This is a genomic window from Brevibacterium metallidurans (genome assembly GCF_037101285.1).
Lineage (GTDB): Bacteria > Actinomycetota > Actinomycetes > Actinomycetales > Brevibacteriaceae > Brevibacterium > Brevibacterium metallidurans.
In genome coordinates, this window is sequence record NZ_BAAAAF010000002.1 from 369,792 (window position 1) to 386,143 (window position 16,352).

13 protein-coding genes and 1 tRNA gene are annotated in these 16,352 nt (G+C 68.1%); 9 read left to right on the forward strand and 5 right to left on the reverse strand.

The window, feature by feature from the left end; genetic code table 11:
• Nucleotides 1–24: 24 nt before the first annotated feature.
• From AACX88_RS04390 to AACX88_RS17640, 3 genes are read left to right on the forward strand one after another with little or no spacing between them, the layout of a single operon-like run.
• A complete protein-coding gene (locus AACX88_RS04390; RefSeq protein WP_339391880.1) occupies nucleotides 25–3,804 on the forward strand; it encodes a multifunctional oxoglutarate decarboxylase/oxoglutarate dehydrogenase thiamine pyrophosphate-binding subunit/dihydrolipoyllysine-residue succinyltransferase subunit in 3,780 nt (1,259 codons plus the stop codon).
• Complete coding sequence (locus tag AACX88_RS04395) at nucleotides 3,801–4,418, forward strand: GDSL-type esterase/lipase family protein (protein WP_339391881.1); 618 nt, start codon at nucleotides 3,801–3,803, stop codon at nucleotides 4,416–4,418. The genes AACX88_RS04390 and AACX88_RS04395 overlap by 4 nt, the downstream gene beginning before the upstream one ends.
• A 59-nt stretch (nucleotides 4,419–4,477) precedes the next feature.
• On the forward strand, nucleotides 4,478–4,552 hold the full coding sequence (locus tag AACX88_RS17640; protein WP_100227367.1) for a 50S ribosomal protein bL37: 75 nt from the start codon (nucleotides 4,478–4,480) through the stop codon (nucleotides 4,550–4,552).
• A gap of 128 nt (nucleotides 4,553–4,680) precedes the next feature.
• On the opposite strand, the gene rsrA is transcribed toward AACX88_RS17640, so the two are convergent.
• The gene (gene rsrA, locus AACX88_RS04400; RefSeq protein WP_339391882.1) at nucleotides 4,681–4,947 is read right to left on the reverse strand and encodes a mycothiol system anti-sigma-R factor; all 267 of its coding nucleotides are present in this window, start codon (nucleotides 4,945–4,947) and stop codon (nucleotides 4,681–4,683) included.
• Complete coding sequence (locus tag AACX88_RS04405; protein ID WP_422614403.1) at nucleotides 4,944–5,561, reverse strand: sigma-70 family RNA polymerase sigma factor; 618 nt, start codon at nucleotides 5,559–5,561, stop codon at nucleotides 4,944–4,946. Before AACX88_RS04405 ends, rsrA begins: the two co-directional genes overlap by 4 nt.
• A 231-nt stretch (nucleotides 5,562–5,792) precedes the next feature.
• Here AACX88_RS04405 and AACX88_RS04410 point away from each other — a divergent pair, with 231 nt between their 5' ends.
• Genes AACX88_RS04410 through AACX88_RS04430 form a run of 5 tightly spaced genes read left to right on the forward strand, consistent with a single transcriptional unit; the run spans nucleotide 5,793 to nucleotide 10,668 of the window.
• On the forward strand, nucleotides 5,793–6,290 hold the full coding sequence (locus AACX88_RS04410; RefSeq protein ID WP_339391884.1) for a DoxX family protein: 498 nt from the start codon (nucleotides 5,793–5,795) through the stop codon (nucleotides 6,288–6,290).
• Complete coding sequence (aroA, locus tag AACX88_RS04415; protein WP_339391885.1) at nucleotides 6,277–7,590, forward strand: 3-phosphoshikimate 1-carboxyvinyltransferase; 1,314 nt, start codon at nucleotides 6,277–6,279, stop codon at nucleotides 7,588–7,590. Before AACX88_RS04410 ends, aroA begins: the two co-directional genes overlap by 14 nt.
• A 1-nt stretch (nucleotide 7,591) precedes the next feature.
• Nucleotides 7,592–8,611 (forward strand): ribosome small subunit-dependent GTPase A, encoded by a 1,020-nt coding sequence (gene rsgA, locus AACX88_RS04420; RefSeq protein WP_339391886.1) that lies wholly within the window; start codon nucleotides 7,592–7,594, stop codon nucleotides 8,609–8,611.
• Nucleotides 8,612–8,620: 9 nt separating this feature from the next.
• Nucleotides 8,621–9,412 carry a histidinol-phosphatase gene (gene hisN, locus AACX88_RS04425; RefSeq protein ID WP_339391888.1) on the forward strand — a complete coding sequence of 264 codons (792 nt, stop codon included), beginning with the start codon at nucleotides 8,621–8,623 and terminating at the stop codon, nucleotides 9,410–9,412.
• Nucleotides 9,409–10,668: an aminotransferase class I/II-fold pyridoxal phosphate-dependent enzyme gene (locus tag AACX88_RS04430; protein WP_339391889.1), complete on the forward strand. Its 1,260-nt coding sequence runs from the start codon at nucleotides 9,409–9,411 to the stop codon at nucleotides 10,666–10,668. Before hisN ends, AACX88_RS04430 begins: the two co-directional genes overlap by 4 nt.
• A gap of 114 nt (nucleotides 10,669–10,782) precedes the next feature.
• Here AACX88_RS04430 and AACX88_RS04435 read toward each other — a convergent pair whose 3' ends face one another.
• Complete coding sequence (locus tag AACX88_RS04435; protein ID WP_339391890.1) at nucleotides 10,783–11,331, reverse strand: YceI family protein; 549 nt, start codon at nucleotides 11,329–11,331, stop codon at nucleotides 10,783–10,785.
• Nucleotides 11,332–11,534: 203 nt separating this feature from the next.
• Between AACX88_RS04435 and AACX88_RS04440 the strand changes: the two genes are divergently transcribed.
• Nucleotides 11,535–11,611 (forward strand) — tRNA-Met (locus tag AACX88_RS04440).
• A 623-nt stretch (nucleotides 11,612–12,234) separates the two neighbouring features.
• Here AACX88_RS04440 and AACX88_RS04445 read toward each other — a convergent pair.
• Nucleotides 12,235–15,231 (reverse strand): UPF0182 family membrane protein, encoded by a 2,997-nt coding sequence (locus AACX88_RS04445; protein WP_339391891.1) that lies wholly within the window; start codon nucleotides 15,229–15,231, stop codon nucleotides 12,235–12,237.
• Nucleotides 15,228–16,268: a YlbL family protein gene (locus AACX88_RS04450; protein WP_339391892.1), complete on the reverse strand. Its 1,041-nt coding sequence runs from the start codon at nucleotides 16,266–16,268 to the stop codon at nucleotides 15,228–15,230. Before AACX88_RS04450 ends, AACX88_RS04445 begins: the two co-directional genes overlap by 4 nt.
• Nucleotides 16,269–16,352: the final 84 nt, after the last annotated feature.

Below are 16,352 nucleotides of genomic sequence, written 5' to 3' on the forward strand. Positions count from 1 at the left end.
AACAGGAAGTAGGCGATCAGCGCCGTGTCCGTCAATACTCCGAACCGCACCGTCGACGACTTCGGATCGAACGAGTGGTTGGTTGAGGAACTGTACGAACAGTACAAGTCAGACAAGAACTCTGTTGACAAGTCGTGGTGGCCGTTCTTCGACCAGTACGAGAAGACGGACGGAGCGCAGACGACCTCCGCTGCGGATTCCGCACCTGCGGGCCAGTCGACGAAGCCTGCGGCGAAGTCCGAGAAGGCGGCAGAGCCGAAGAGCTCCTCCGCCAAGGCCGCCCCGCAGTCGAAGGACGCAGCCCAGACCGGCCGTCCCGACGCGGTGCCGGCCTCGAAGGAGTCCGCCCGCGGCGTCTCCCCGTCCTCGGCGGAGTCCGAGACGCTCAAGGCCGAGACGAAGTCGGTGCCGAAGGTGACGACGAAGGACACCGAGCCGAAGCCGGCCCCGGAGGAGACGGTCACCCCGCTGCGCGGGCCCGCGAAGCTCATCGCCAAGAACATGGACGAGTCGCTCGAGATGCCGACGGCCACCTCGGTGCGGGCCCTGCCGGCGAAGGCGCTCATCGACAACCGCATCGTCATCAACTCCCACCTCAAGCGCACCCGCGGGGGCAAGGTCTCCTTCACCCACCTCATCGGCTTCGCCGTGATCCGGGCGCTGAAGAACTTCCCGTCGATGAACGTCTCCTACGACGTCCGCGACGGCAAGCCCGCCATGGTCTCGCCCGCGCACATCAACTTCGGCCTCGCGATCGACGTCCCGAAGAAGGACGGCACCCGGTCGCTGCTCGTGCCCAACGTCAAGAAGGCCGAGACGCTGTCCTTCCGCCAGTTCGTCGACGCCTACGACGGCCTCGTCGACAAGGCCCGCAAGGGCAAGCTCACCGCCGATGACTTCGCCGGCACGACCGTGTCGCTGACGAATCCCGGCGGCATCGGCACCGTCCACTCGATCCCGCGCCTGACCAAGGGCCAGGGCGCGATCGTCGGCGTCGGCGCGCTCGACTACCCGGCGGAGTTCCAGGGTGCGAGCCAGAAGACGATCAACAACCTCGCCGTCTCGAAGGTCCTCACGCTCACCTCGACGTACGACCACCGGGTCATCCAGGGCGCCGGCTCCGGCGAGTTCCTCAAGCTCGTCCACGGCTACCTGCTCGGCGAGGACGGCTTCTACGACGACGTCTTCGAGTCCCTGCGCCTGCCGTACGAGCCGGTCCGCTGGGTTCCCGACGTCTCGGCCGAGGACCAGGACGACGTCAACAAGACCGCGCGCGTCATCGAGCTCATCGACGCCTACCGGACCCGCGGCCACCTCATGGCCAACATCGATCCGCTCGTCTACCGGCAGCGCTCGCACCCCGACCTCGACATCAACCAGCACGGCCTGACCCTGTGGGACCTCGAGCGCGAATTCCCCACCGGCGGCTTCGGTGCGAAGCCGATGATGGCCTTCCGCAACATCCTCGGCCTGTTGCGCGAGAGCTACTGCCGGACCATCGGGTTCGAGTACATGCACATCGCCGATCCGCTCCAGCGCCGCTGGTTCCAGGCGAAGATCGAGGTCCCCCACCAGGAGCTCACGCGCGCCGAGCAGGGTCACATCCTCGGCCGCCTCAACGCCGCCGAAGCGTTCGAGACGTTCCTGCAGACGAAGTACATCGGCCAGAAGCGCTTCAGCCTCGAAGGCGGCGAGTCGGCCATCGTCCTCCTCGACGAGGTCCTCAACCAGTCCGCGGACTCCGGGCTCGAAGAGGTCGCGATCGGCATGGCCCACCGCGGACGCCTCAACGTGCTCACGAACATCGCCGGCAAGTCGTACGCGCAGATGTTCCGCGAGTTCGACGGCACGATGTCACCCGACAGCGTGCAGGGCTCCGGCGACGTCAAGTACCACCTCGGCACGCAGGGCTCGTTCACCTCGCCCTCGGGCAATTCGACGAACGTCTACGTCGCGGCGAACCCGAGCCACCTCGAGACCGTCGACCCGGTCCTCGAAGGCATCGTGCGCGCGAAGCAGGACGTCATCGACCAGGGTGAGACCGGCTTCACGGTCCTGCCCGTCCTCGTCCACGGCGATGCCGCGTTCGCCGGTCAGGGTGTGGTCGCCGAGACGCTCAACCTCTCCGAGCTGCGCGGCTACCGCACCGGCGGCACGATCCACATCATCATCAACAACCAGGTCGGGTTCACGACTCCGCCCGCCTCGGCGCGGTCCTCGTTCTACTGCACGGACATCGCGAAGTCGATCAACGCCCCGATCCTCCACGTCAACGGCGATGACCCCGAGGCCGTCGTCCGTGCGGCCCGGCTGGCCTTCGAGTACCGGCAGGAATTCAACCGCGACGTCGTCATCGACCTCGTCTGCTACCGCCGCCGCGGCCACAACGAGGGCGACGACCCGTCGATGACCCAGCCGCTCATGTACTCCCTCATCGAGAAGAAGGGATCGGTGCGCAAGCTCTACACCGAGTCCCTCGTGGGCAGGAAGTGCATCACCGACGACGAGGCCGCCGAGGCGCTCAAGGACTACCAGTCGAAGCTGGAGTCCGCGTTCGCCGAGACGAAGGCCGCAGAGTCCGGCTCCGGCAAGGGCAGCGCCTTCAACGCCCCGCATCGTCCCAGCGACATCGAAGCGCTCAACGACGTGTCCACGGCGATCAGCCCGGAGACGCTGAAGCGCATCGGCGAGGCGTTCGTCGACGTGCCCGAGGGCTTCACCGTCCACAAGAAGCTGCGGGCGCTGCTCGAGAAGCGCCGGGAGATGGCGCTGCACGGCGGCGTCGACTGGGGCTTCGCCGAGCTGCTGGCCTTCGGCTCGCTGCTCATGGAGGGCATCCCCGTCCGGCTCGCCGGGCAGGACTCGCGCCGCGGCACCTTCGTCCAGCGCCATTCGGTGCTCATCGACTCGGTCAACGGCAACGAGTGGACGCCGCTGCAGAACCTCAGCGACGACCAGGCCCGCTTCTACGTCTACGACTCCCTGCTCAGCGAGTACGCGGCTGTCGGCTTCGAATACGGCTACTCGGTCGAGCGCAAGGACGCCCTCGTGGCGTGGGAGGCGCAGTTCGGCGACTTCGCGCAGGGCGCGCAGTCGGTCATCGACGAGTTCATCTCCTCCTCCGAGCAGAAGTGGCAGCAGAACTCCGGTGTCGTCATGCTCCTGCCCCACGGCTACGAGGGACAGGGACCCGATCACTCCTCGGCCCGCATCGAGCGCTACCTGCAGCTGTGCGCGGAGTCGAACATGACCGTGGCCTTCCCGTCCTCGGGTGCCTCGTACTTCCACCTTCTGCGCCGGCACGCGCTCACCCCGAACAAGCGTCCGCTCATCGTCTTCACCCCGAAGTCGATGCTGCGCCTCAAGGCTGCGGCGAACTCGCCGGAGGACTTCACCTCGGGGAAGTTCGAAGCCGTCATCGACGATCCGCGTGTCGATCCCTCGCAGGTGAAGAAGGTCGTCCTCGTCTCCGGCAAGCTCTACTGGGAGCTGCTCGCCCAGCGCGAGAAGGCAGGCGACGACACGACCGCGCTTGTGCGCGTCGAGCAGCTCTACCCGCTCGACGAGACCGCGATCACCGCCCTCCTCGACCGGTACCCGGCCGATGCCGAGCTCGTCTGGGCGCAGGAGGAACCGGAGAACCAGGGTGCATGGCCGTTCATGGCCCTCAACCTCACCCCGCTCCTCGGCGGTCGTGACCTCACCCTCGTCGCCCGTCCCGCCTCGGCGTCGACGGCGACCGGACTCAAGCACGTCCACGAGCTCCAGCAGGAAGAGGTCGTCGGCAGGGTGCTGCAGCGGTGAGCTCCGAGACCTCGACGACGATCGCCGTGGTCGGCGGCCCCCTGGTGGCCGGCCACGGCGACGGCCGCGGTCTCGGATGGGTGGGCAGGGTGACCGCGCGGACCCTGCCGTCGCTGCCCGGTCTGCGCGTCTATCCCCTGGCCGTGGGCCGGGAGGATTCCGCAGGCCTCCACGCGCGGGCGATGTCCGAGGCCGCACTGCGCTTCTCCGAGGACGGCGACAATCGTCTCGTCCTCGCGCTCGGCTCCGGTGACCTCGACACGGGCCGCTCGGTCGCCCGGGCGCGCCTCGATGTCGCCAATGTCCTCGACGAGGCGCTCTCTCGCAAGGTCTCCGCGTTCGTCATCGGGCCTCCGCCCGACCACGGCACCGACCGCAACCGGGCGATCGCGGAGCTCAACGGCAGCTTCTCCGATGTCGCCAAGCGCCGCGGCATCCCCTACGTCGACACGTACACCCCGCTGCTCGGCCATCCGGTCTGGCAGCGGGAGCTCGCGTCCTCCCATGACCGTCTGCCCGCCCAGGAGGGCTACGGGCTGCTCGCGTGGCTCGTCCTCCACCGCGGGTGGTTCCCGTGGCTGGGAGTCAGGGACGTCCTCGGCGACGACGCGTGAACTTGGACCCCGGTCCGCTGACGTGAAACAATGAACCGTCCAATCGAAGGAGAACTGCTATGAGCAAGCGAGGCCGCAAGCGTCGCGATCGCCGTCGTTCGAATGCCAACCACGGCAAGCGTCCGAACAGCTGATCCAGGGTGCACCTGAGGTGCACACACGAAGGCGGGGAGAGTCAGATGACTCTCCCCGCCTTCGTGGTTCACAAGCGCTGGTGTCCGCGCGCAACGCTGCGCTCAGTGCTCAGCGCTGCGCTTGGTCCTCAGCGCTGCCAGCGGACCTGTTCGACGGCAATGCGCCGCCGGATCTTCTCCTTCAGCCCGAGGGGCGCCTCCTCCCGACCGCACGAGCGGCGGACGACCTCTTTGAGCATCGCCTCGATCTCATACTCGTCGTGGCAGGAGGGACAGTGCTCGAGGTGGATGGAGATCTCACGGATCTCCGTGGTCGTCAGCTCACCGTCGAGGTAGTGGTAGATGCGCATGAGCGACTCGGCGCGCACGCTCTCACAGCATTCGCTCTCACTCATTTCTTCGCACCTCCCTCGGACGTGCCGAAGCCGCGCTCGGCCGCGTACTCCGAGAGCATCTCACGCAGCTGGCGGCGGCCCCGGTGCAGGCGCGACATCACGGTGCCGATGGGAGTGTCCATGATCTCGGCGATCTCCTTGTACGGCAGGCCCTCGACGTCGGCGTAGTAGACGACCATCCTAAAGTCCTCCGGCAGAGCCGAGAGGGCATCCTTGATGTCGGAGTCGGGCAGGTGGTCGAGGGCTTCGAGTTCGGCGGACCGACCTTCGGACGAGGTGTGGCTCGCCGCCTGGGCGATCTGCCAGTCCTCGATGTCCTCGCTGCCGTGTTCCTGCGGCTGCCGCTGCTTCTTGCGGTAGTTGTTGATGAAGGTGTTCGTGAGGATCCGGTAGAGCCACGCTTTGAGGTTCGTGCCGGGGGTGTACTGGTGGAACGCTGCGTAGGCCTTCGCGTACGCCTCCTGAACCAGGTCCTCGGCGTCGGCAGGGTTGCGGGTCATCCGCAGGGCCGCAGCGTAGAGCTGGTTGAGGTATTCGAGGGCATCGCGCTCGAAGCGGGCCGAGCGCTCGGCTTCGGTCTCGGCTTCGGTGGCTTCTCTGACTGATTCGGTCATCACGGTCAATGGTACGCCCGATCTCTCCAGCACGGCAGTGGCGCTCATCGACTCCTCCTCATCCTCGGTTCACTCGGACCCTGCACACAGCCCACGCCGAGGCGGGTCCCGGGTCGCGGGGACGTGGAGCCCCAGCGACGTCTGCTCAGTGAACGCCCAGCGGCGGTCACGATATTCCCGTCTCGGCTATGCTTGCGGGTGAGATGCCCGACAGCGTCAGGAAGGAACCCTGTGTCTCCGATTCGTCTTCTCGCCCGGCCCATGCTGGCTGCCGGCTACATCAGCAACGGCGTCGCCCGACTCCGCCACCCTGAGGCGGCCGCGGCCTCGATCTCCCCCCTGCTCGCCCAGGCGCGCAAGCGGGTCGATGTGCCGCTCGATGCGACGACCCTGGCCCGGGCGACGGGAGCCGCACAGGTCGCGGCGGGCTCCCTGCTCGCGATCGGCCGCTTCCCCCGCTTCAGCGCCTCGATCCTCGTCGGGACCTACCTGCTCGACACCATCGGCGAACGCATCGCCGCCGAGAAGGCCACGTCGAAGGAGGAGAAGCGCGCCCGCCTCGAACGCACGCTCACCCGCACCTCGATGCTCGGCGGTGCCCTGCTCGCCAGCGTCGACACCGCCGGCAAGCCCGGACTGTGGTGGCGCACCCAGCACGCCGCCGAAGACCTGTGGTCCTCGGTCGAGAACACCTCGAAGCAGGCAATGAGTGCCCTTGGCGTCGACTGAGGCCGCACCCGTGGCCTCCGGGGACTGGCGGCCGGCGCCTCCGGTCGGCCGGATCGACGCCGTCGTCACCGTCCCCGGATCGAAGTCGCTGACCAACCGCTACCTCGTCCTCGCCGCACTCGCCGAATCCGAGTCGATCGTCCGCGGGTGGCTGCGCAGCCGTGACACCGAGCTCATGGTCGCGGCCCTGAGACAGCTGGGCGCGACGATCGTCGAGGACGGGGACGCGCTCATCGTCACTCCCATCGACTTCGCCACGGCCGCCTCGGCGGGACCGGCCGTCGTCGACTGCGGACTCGCGGGCACCGTCATGCGCTTCGTGCCGCCGATCGCGGCGGCCACGGGCCGGGAGGTCGTCATCGACGGCGACGAGCAGGCCCGGGTCCGTCCCATGGACGTCACCATCGACTCGCTGAACCGCCTCGGCGCGACGATCACCGCGACCGAGAACACCCTGCCGATGACGATCCACGCCGGGTCGGCGCTGCGCGGAGGTCACCTCGAGATCGCGGCGGGCTCATCGAGCCAGTTCGTCTCCGGTCTCCTGCTCGCCGCTGCGGCGATGCCGCTGGGCCTCGACCTGAGCAACCGCGGCCGGCCCGTGCCCAGCCGGGCGCACATCGACATGACCCTCGAGGTCCTCGCCGATGCCGGGGTCGATGTCAGCGAACCCGCTGCCGAGCACTGGATCGTCGAACCGGGACTGCCGCGCGGACTCGACGTCGTCGTCGAACCCGACCTGTCCAATGCCGCAGCCTTCCTCGCCGCGGCGCTCGCGACGGGTGGGACGGTGACCGTGCCCGGGTGGCCTGCACACACGACCCAGGCAGGCGATGACTTCCGGCGCATCGCCGCGGCCTTCGGCGCCGAGGTCGACCTCACCCGGCAGGGTCTGCGCGTGAGCGGACCGGCCGACCTCTCCCCCGTCGACCTCGATCTCTCCGCGGTCGGCGAGCTCACCCCCGTCGTCGCGGCCCTGGCCGCGCTCGCACCGGGCACCTCTCATCTGCGCGGCATCGGCCACCTCCGCGGGCACGAAACGGACCGGCTGGCAGCCCTGACCGCCGAGCTCAGCGCGCTGGGCATCGCCGTGGACGAGGCGCCCGATGCGCTGACGATCACCGGCGGCCGCCTCGGCGCGGGCCTCTGGCATACCTACCACGATCACAGGATGGTCATGGCCGGAGCGGTGCTCGCCCTCGTCGGACCCGGCATCGTCATCGAGAACGTCGGCACGGTGGGCAAGACCCTTCCCGAGTTCGCGCACCTGTGGGAAGCCATGCTCGGCTCCGAGGCCTGAGATGGCGCGCATCTTCCGTGACGAGGACTACCGTCCGCGACCGAACCGGAAGGGCACTCGCCCCCGCACGAAGAACCGCCCCAGCCACGAGGAGGCGGTGACCGGCCTCGTCATCGCCGTCGACCGGGGCCGCTACCGCGTCGTCCTCGCCGACGCCGCCGGCGCCTTCGACGCCGAGGGGACGACCGTGACCGCGGTGCGTGCCTCCCATCTGCGCCGCGTGGCCGTCGTCCCCGGCGACATCGTGCGCATCGTCGGCGACACCACGGGCGCCGAGGGCAGCCTGGCCCGACTCGTCGAGGTCACCGAGCGGCGCACCCTGCTGCGCCGCAGCGCCGATGACACGGACCCGACCGAACGCGTCATCGTCGCCAACGTCGACCTCATGGGCATCGTCACCGCGACGGTCGACCCGGAACCCTCCTTCGGGCTCATCGACCGGGCCCTGACCGCGGCCATCGACGCCGGTATCACCCCGCTCATCATCGTCACGAAGACGGATCTCGCGCCCGCCGACGAGATCGCCCGACGCTTCTCCGCCGCCGAGGTCGACATCGTCTCCTCGGGCCTGCGCCCCGACGGCAGCCTGTCCGACGACGAGGTGGCCTCCCGGCTGGCCGGTCACATCAGCGTCCTCGTCGGCCATTCCGGCGTCGGCAAGTCGACGCTGACGAACGCCCTCGTGCCCGCCGCCGACCGTGCCACCGGGGACGTCAACGACGTCACCGGCCGCGGTCGCCACACCTCCTCCTCGGCGGTGTGCCTGCCCCTGGCGACCGGCGGATGGCTCATCGACACCCCCGGAGTGCGCAGCTTCGGCCTCGCCCACGTCGACCGGGACGGCCTGCTCGCCGCGTTCCCCGAACTCGTCGAGGCGACCACCGAATGTCCGCGCGGGTGCACCCACCTCGCCGATGCCCCCGGCTGCCGACTCGACTCGTGGGTCGCCGGGGGCCGGGCCGGGCCCGGCGGGGTCTCACGGCTGGAGTCGCTGCGGAGGCTGCTGGCCAACGCTGGCTAGAGTGGAGGGATGAACGACCTCGACCTCGCCCTCGACCTCGCCGATCTCGCCGATTCGCTCAGTCTCTCTCGGTTCATCGCCCAGGATTTCACGATCGAGACGAAACCGGATCTCACCCCCGTCACCGAATGCGACCGGGCCGTCGAGGCCGCGATCGTCGAACGGCTCGCGCTCACCCGCCCGGACGACAGCGTCCTCGGTGAGGAGTTCGGTGCGCACGGGACGAGTGAGCGCCGGTGGATCATCGATCCCATCGACGGGACGAAGAACTACGTGCGCGGCGTGCCCGTGTGGGCGAGCCTCATCTCCCTCTACGAGGGCGAGCGTCCGCTGCTCGGCGTCGTCTCCGCTCCCGCCCTCTCCCGCCGCTGGTGGGCGGCCGCGGGGCAGGGAGCTTTCGCTTCGTTCCCGGGCGGGCCGGTGCGTCGGATCGCGGTCTCCGGGGTCGACGACCTCGGCGATGCCTCCCTGTCGTTCGCGTCGCTGAGCGGTTGGCGGGACCTGGGCGTGAGGGAGGAGTTCCTCGCCCTGACCGACCGGGTGTGGCGCACCCGCGGCTACGGCGACTTCTACTCGTACATGCTCGTGGCCGAAGGGGCCGTCGACATCGCATGCGAACCCGAACTCGCCCTCTACGATATGGGGGCGCTCGTGCCGATCGTCGCCGAGGCGGGCGGGACGTTCACGAACACGCTCGGCGTCCCCGGTCCCTTCGGCGGCAATGCGGTCGCGACGAACGGGCGCCTGCACACTGCGGTGCTCGACGCCCTCGGCCGGGTCGCGCCGGAGGTCGTCTCATGAGCATGCCGGACCTCTCACGCTCCCCGCTGTGGCGGGAGATGGCCGAGGCGGCGGGGCTCATCGGGGCCGACGGGACGATCTCGGAGACGATCTACGGTGAGATGACCCGGCTGGCGGCGGAGACCGGGGCGATCAACCTCGGTCAGGGCGCCCCGGGCACGGATGCTCCGCCTGCGCTCATCGAGGCGACCGCCGAGGCGATGCGCCAGGGATACAACCGGTACGCTCCCGGTCAGGGTCATCCCGCCCTGCTCGAGGCCGTCGCCCGACAGCGGGCACGGGACTTCGGTCAGGCCGTCGACACCGCGCAGGTCCTCATCACCTGCGGGGCGACCGAGGGGCTGACGGCGGCGATCCTCGCGCTCGTGCCCCGAGGCGGGACGGTCGTCGCGTTCGAACCGTTCTACGACTCGTATCCGGCCGCAGTGGCCGCCGCTGGCGGTGAGTTCGTCACCGTTCCCGTGCTGCCCGACGGCGACGGCTTCCAGCCCGACTGGGAGGCCTTCGCTGCCGCGATGGCGACCGGGCCGGCACTCGTCATCGTCAACAGTCCGCACAATCCCACCGGGTTCGTCTTCTCGCGTGCCGACCTCGCCCGCATCGGGGAGGCCGCCGAGGCGGTCGACGCGTGGATCCTCACCGACGAGGTCTACGAACAGCTCGTGCTCGGTGAGGCGGAGCATGTGCCTCCGGCGCTCGCGGTCGCCGACGCCTCCCGGGTCGTCACCGTCTCCTCGGCGGGCAAGAGCTGGAACATCACCGGCTGGAAGCTCGGATGGGTCATCGCCGCCCCGCCGGTGCGCGCCGCAATCCAGGCCGTCAAACAGTTCCTCACGTTCACCGGAGGCGGGCCGATGCAGATCGGGCTCGCCCGCCTGCTGGATTCCGACGACGCCTTCGTCTCATCGAACCGGCGGTCGCTGGCCGAACGGGCCGGAGTGCTCGTGCCGGCGTGTGAGGCCGTTCCCGGGGCCGTCGTCTCGAGGCCTGCGGCGGGATACTTCACGGTCGTCGACTTCTCCGCGCTCACGGGACTCGATGCGTTCGCCCTCAACAACCTGCTCGCCCGCGAGCACGGCCTCGTCGGCATTCCCGTGCCGGCCCTGTGCAGAGCGGGGACTCCCGCGCACGCGGCGTACCGGAGCGCGATCCGGTATTCGTTCTGCAAGTCGCCCGCCGACGTCGAGGAGGGTGCGGCGCGCTTCCGGACGCTGGCAGCCGCCATCGAGGCCGATCCCGACCTGCTTCGGCGCTGACTTGCTTCGGCGCTGAGCGGACTGCGCTCAGTCGCTGGCGAAGAGACGACGCAGCGGACCGTTCCGGCAGGAACGGTCCGCTGCGTGCGTATCGGCGCCGATGGGGCCGAGTGATCAGGCCTTCGCGAGCTCGAGCTCGAGGGCGATCTTGATCTTGTCGGAGACGAGGAGCTCGCCGCCGCCGAGGACGGCGCTGAACTCCATGCCGAACTCCTTGCGATCGACCGTGGTCTCGGCCGAGAGTCCCGCAACAGGGGTACCGGCCGGATCGGTGCCGGCGCCGTTGAATTCGGCGTTGAAGACCACGTGCTTCGTCACGCCGCGCATCGTCAGGTCGCCTTCGAGAGCGAACTCGTCACCCGATTCGGCCTTGATGCCGGTCGAGGTGAAGGTGAGCTTCGGGTGCTGATCGGCGGCGAAGAAGTCGCTCGTCTTCAGGTGCTGGTCGCGCTGGGCATTGCGCGTGTTGATCGAGTCAACGACGGCCTCGGCGGTCACCGAGCTGTCCTCGAGGGTGTCGCCGACCTCGACGGTGCCGGCGATCGTCTCGAAGTTGCCGCGGACCTTCGACACACCGGCGTGGCGGGCGGTGAAGGTGAACTCGGAGTGGTTCGGGTCGATGTTCCACGTGCCGGCGGTGAGTCCGTTCGGAAGAGCGGTCATCTGGCTTGTCTCCTTATGGTTGAAATTTGAAGTACGTGAAGGACTATAGTTCAACGTTCAACTACATGCAAGTCCCCCTCGCGCAAGATCCAGCCGCCTCTCAGGATGGGCGGCGAGAGTGAACCCCAGGTTACCGTGTGGCAAAGGTCACTTGTCCAGGATTTGTCTCCGGGAAATGCGCTCCTGTAATGTTGAGACCACGCCGCGGGGTGGAGCAGTTCGGTAGCTCGCCGGGCTCATAACCCGGAGGTCGGAGGTTCAAATCCTCCCCCCGCCACCACAGTGGCAGAACCCCCAGTCAGTTCAACTGGCTGGGGGTTCTTCTCATTCACAGATCTTCCGGGCTATGACCCCACTCCCCTGCTCGGTCGCTCCCGATCCGGTCTACAGTCCCACCCTCCCCTGCCTGGTCGCTCTCGATCCACGCCGAGGCGGATTATCGCTGCTCCGTCGCAAGCCTCCTGCTCTCGATCCACGCGGGGCAGGAATTCCGCGTCGCCCGCGACGCGGATTTCAGAGCCCACGTGGATCGAGAGCGAACCGTGGGTAGAAGTGCGCATGGATCGAGACCGACCCGCAGACAGAAGCACAGACGGACCTGGTCGCTCTCTATCCGGTCTACAGCCCCATCCTCCCCTGTCTGGTTACTCTCGATCCACGCGAAGGCGGAATATCGCTGCTCCGTCGCAAGCCTCCTGCTCTCGATCCACGCGGGGCAGGAATTCCGCGTCGCCCACGACGAGGATTTCAGAGCCCACGTGGATCGAGGGAGACCCGCAGGCAGACGTGCGCATGGTTCGAGAACGCCCTGAATGCAGGAACGCAGACGGCCGCGGCTCCCGAAGGAATCCTCCGGGAGCCGCGGCCACTCTCAGCTCAGCGCTGTCTCAGCCCAGCGCCGGCTCAGTTGCTGCCCTGTTCGGGGGCCGGCGTCGTCGGAGCCGGCGAGGCTCCGCCGTCCTCGGCGATCGAGGGATCGGCGGCCACCGCATCCTCGATGGCCTTGCGCAGACGATCCTGCGCCTTGCCGTACTCCTCGAAGTTGCCGTCCTTGAGCGCGGCGTCCGAGTCCTCCATGGCCTTGCGAGCCTCCTGGAGCGCGTCGTTGAGGCTCTTATTGTCCGAGGCTCCGGAACCGCCTTCACCGCCGGAGGTCCCTGAGGTCCCACCGCCGCCGGACTCGGTTCCGGCGTCGCCGGCCTGGGCGCCGGAGTCGCCGCCGAACACCTGATCGAGCGCTTCGTCGAGCGTCGGCGCGAAGCCGATGTTCTCACCGAAGGCGACGAGCACGTGCTGAAGCAGCGGGTACGACGTCTCACCGGCCGAGCGGACGTAGACGGGCTGCACGTAGAGCAGTCCGCCGCCGAGCGGCAGCGTGAGCAGGTTGCCGTTCTGCACCTGCGACTCGCCCTGACGCAGCAGGTTGAGGCTGCGCTGGACCTCGGGCGCGGTGTTGAAGTTGTTCTGTGCCTGACCGGGACCGGGCACCGTCGTGTTGCGCGGCAGCTGGAGGAGCCGCAGCTTGCCGTAGTTCTCCGAGATCTGCCCCTTCGTCGATCCCGCATCGGCGTCAGCGGAGAGGAACCCGGTGAGGTTGTTCCGCGACTGGCCCTCCGAGGAGCGGGCCGGGATGTAGGAGCTCGTGAGCGAAAACGACGGCGCCTGCTGGCCCGGCATCTGCAGGGTCATGTAGAACGGCGGCTGCGTCAGTCCGCTGTTGGCGTTCTTCGTCGGATCCGTGGGCAGAGCCCAGAAGTCCTGACCCGTGTAGAACTCGCTCGCCGTCGTCACGTGGTAACGGGTGAGCAGCTCGCGCTGGACCTTGAACAGGTCCTCCGGGTAGCGGACGTGGCTCATGAGGTCACCGGACATCTGGTCCGAGGACTGGATGAGGCCGGGGAAGATCTTCATCCACGTCTTGAGCACCGGATCGTTCTTGTCCCATTGGTACATGTCGACCGAGCCGTCGTAGGCATCGACGGTGATCTTCACGGAGTTGCGGATATAGTTGACCTCTTCGTCCGGCAGTGTCGCCACCGTGCCCGGAGCCGAAGCCGTCGTCGAATCCTCGGTCGCCTCCTGCAGCGGCTGCGGAGTCGAGTACGGGTAGTCCTTCGCGGTGGTGTAGCCGTCGAGGATCCACTTGATCTTCCCGTCGACGACGGCCGGGTACGGGTCGCCGTCGATCTTGAGGAAGGGCGCGAGCTTCTGCACGCGCTGACGCGGGTTGCGTTCGTAGAGGATCTGCGATTTCGAGTTGACCGCGTCGGAGAGCAGGATCTGCTCGTCCTGGTACTTCAGCGCATACGCCAGACGGTTGAACAGATTGCCCACCGACGGTCCGCCGCTGCCCTGGAAGGTGTTGTTGACCTGGCCCGATCCGCCCTCTTCGTCGGAGGGGTAGTCGAGTTCGCGCGGGGTCGCGCCTTCCGGAGCGCCGACGATCGAGTACTCGGGTGAGCTCTCACCGAAGTACACGCGCGGCTCGTAGTCGGGGAACTCGCCCTTCGGCGGGATGTCGGACTCCATGAACGTCGGTTCGCCGTCGGGATTGCGCTGGTTGCCGTTGGCGGCGACGACGCCGAAGCCGTGCGTGTAGACGATCGCCCGGTTGTACCAGCTCTGGTTGTTCACCGAGGCGGGGCTGAGCTCACGCACCGCGATGACGGTGTCGCGCATCTGTCCGTCGATGTTGTAGCGGTCGACGTCGAGCTGGGCGGGGAACGAGTAGTAGGGACGCACCTGCTGCAACTGGCGGAAGGTGTCGGAGACGAGGTTGGGATCAAGCAGGCGGATGGATGCCGCGGTCTCCGCATCCGAGCGCAGCGCCCCCTTCTCACCACTCGTGCTCGGTTCGTAAGGGGTGACCTCGATGTCCTGGAAGTCGAAGGCCTCCCGGGTGGCGTCGATGTTGCGCTGAATATACTCCGACTCGAGGCTCTGCTGCGAGGGGTTGACCTGGAACTGCTGGACGAGCGCCGGGTAGGCGATGATCGAGACGCCGCCGAGGACGAGGAGCGTGAGGGTCGCGATGATCGAGATCCGCCAGTTGCCCTTCCACGCCGTGTAGACGAAGAGAAGGGCGACGAGCACCGCGGCGATCGCGACGATCGCCATCGCCGGCAGGGCGGCTCGGTCGTCGACGTAGGTCGCGCCGGGCACGATGCCGCCGGTCGCGGTGAGCCGGTCGTAACGGGCCAGCCACAGGCGGCCGGCCTGGACGAGGACGAGGACGGCGACGGTGATGCCGATCTGCCACTGGGCGGTCTTCGTCAGCACGATGCCCCGCTGGTCGCCGGGGCGGATGCCGCCGAAGAGGTAGTGCGCGACGAGGGCGGCGATGAGCGAGAGGACGAGGGCCATGCCGAGTTGGTCGCCGATGAGGCGCAGTCCCGGCAGGACGAAGACGAAGAAGGACTTGTCGATGCCGAACTGCGGGTCGGACTCCCCGAACGAGCTCGCATTCATCCACTGGAGCACCGTGCTCCACTGGGAGGAGGCGGTGATGCCGGCGAGGATGCCGACGACGGCGGGGATCGCCAGGGTCGCGACGCGGCGCAGAGGCTCGATGGCCTCACGGTAGCGGTCGAGGTTCTCCTGCCGCGGCGTCGTGGGCGCGTAGACGGGGCGGTTGCGGTAGGCCAGGTGCAGGCTCAGCCACACCGGCACGGCCATGACGATGAAGCCGCCGAGGAAGGTCAGACCGCGGGTGAACCACATTGTGCGGAAGACGTCGGAGGCCCCGAGCTGACCGAACCACAGCACCTCGGTGTAGACCTGGGTGAAGGCGATGAAGGCGACGAGCAGGATCGCCACCGACACGAGGGTGAGCAGCAGGGGGGAACGCTTGGAACCCGATCCGGGCAGTTTGGCGGAGGTGGGTGAGGACGAAGTGCTCACTGCTTCCCTTTCTCATTGGTGGTCTCGCCTGCCGGGCACGTCTTCAGTGCTGACGTGTCGCCGGCGGCGAAGCCTTCGACGGCGTTCTGGGCGTCGTCGAGGGTGTCGATGCGTGCAACGGTGATCTTCGACTGGTCGGCCGCGGCGATGACCTCGGCGCAGTTGCCGGCCGGAGAGAGGAAGAGCTTCGCGCCCTTCGCGGTCGCGGCGGCCACTTTCTGACGGGCACCGCCGATGGGTCCGACCTGGCCGGACGGGGTGATCTCGCCGGTGCCGGCGACATGCTTGCCCCCGGTCATGGCTCCCGGTGTGAGTTCGTCGACGATCGCGAGGGCGAACATCGTTCCGGCAGAGGGTCCGCCGATGCCGTCGACGTTGAACGTGACATCGACGGGGAACTCGAAGTCCTGCTTCATGGTGATGCCGATGGCCTTCCGCCCGTCGACTGTGCCGGGTGTGAGTGTGAGGTTGACGTCCTTGCCGTCGCGGCTGACGACGAGATCGACGGAGTCCGAGTCCCGGACGGTCCGGCTCATCTTCGTCGCCGCTTCGGGATCGGACTTCAGCGAGGTGCCGTTGACGGAGAGGATCCGGTCACCCGATCGCAGCTGACCGTCCGCAGGAGCCCCCGGGGTCACCTCGTCGACGAGGAGAGAGACGGAGTACGGCTTGTCCAGCTGCTCCATCGCCGCGGCGACGGCGACATCCTGGCTCGAGGTCATCTCGACCGAGTTCGATTCCGCGACCTGTTCGCGGGTGGTCTCGAGCGGGTAGTAGGCCTCGGTGGGCACGACCGTCTCCTTGCCGTGCAGCAGCGCGCCGAGGGCCTGCGAGGCGTAGGTGTCACGGCCCGGCCCCCCGCTCACGGCGACGGTGAGCATGTCGATCTCACCGGAGGTGGGATAGGTCTGCGCACCGGAGACCGAGATCATCGGCTTGCCCTGGTAGTCGCCGAGGGTGTTGAACACCGGCCCCGGCAGCTGAAGCATGTAGGGCACCGGCAGGAGCACGGCAAGCGCGATGAGGAGATAGGTCATGACGCCGGACACTGTGGCAAAACGGGGTGAACGTCGACGTGGTCGGCTCCGCTGGGACGGTGCCGTCACCGGCACGGCCCGGGG

Coding starts and splice junctions, on each gene's coding strand:
- AACX88_RS04450 (WP_339391892.1), bottom strand. CDS start 16,268: ATGACCTATCTCCTCATCGCGCTTGCCGTGCTCCTGCCGGTGCCCTAC.
- rsgA (WP_339391886.1), top strand. CDS start 7,592: ATGGCGCGCATCTTCCGTGACGAGGACTACCGTCCGCGACCGAACCGG.
- rsrA (WP_339391882.1), bottom strand. CDS start 4,947: ATGAGTGAGAGCGAATGCTGTGAGAGCGTGCGCGCCGAGTCGCTCATG.
- AACX88_RS04430 (WP_339391889.1), top strand. CDS start 9,409: ATGAGCATGCCGGACCTCTCACGCTCCCCGCTGTGGCGGGAGATGGCC.
- hisN (WP_339391888.1), top strand. CDS start 8,621: ATGAACGACCTCGACCTCGCCCTCGACCTCGCCGATCTCGCCGATTCG.
- AACX88_RS04435 (WP_339391890.1), bottom strand. CDS start 11,331: ATGACCGCTCTTCCGAACGGACTCACCGCCGGCACGTGGAACATCGAC.
- AACX88_RS04405 (WP_422614403.1), bottom strand. CDS start 5,561: ATGACCGAATCAGTCAGAGAAGCCACCGAAGCCGAGACCGAAGCCGAG.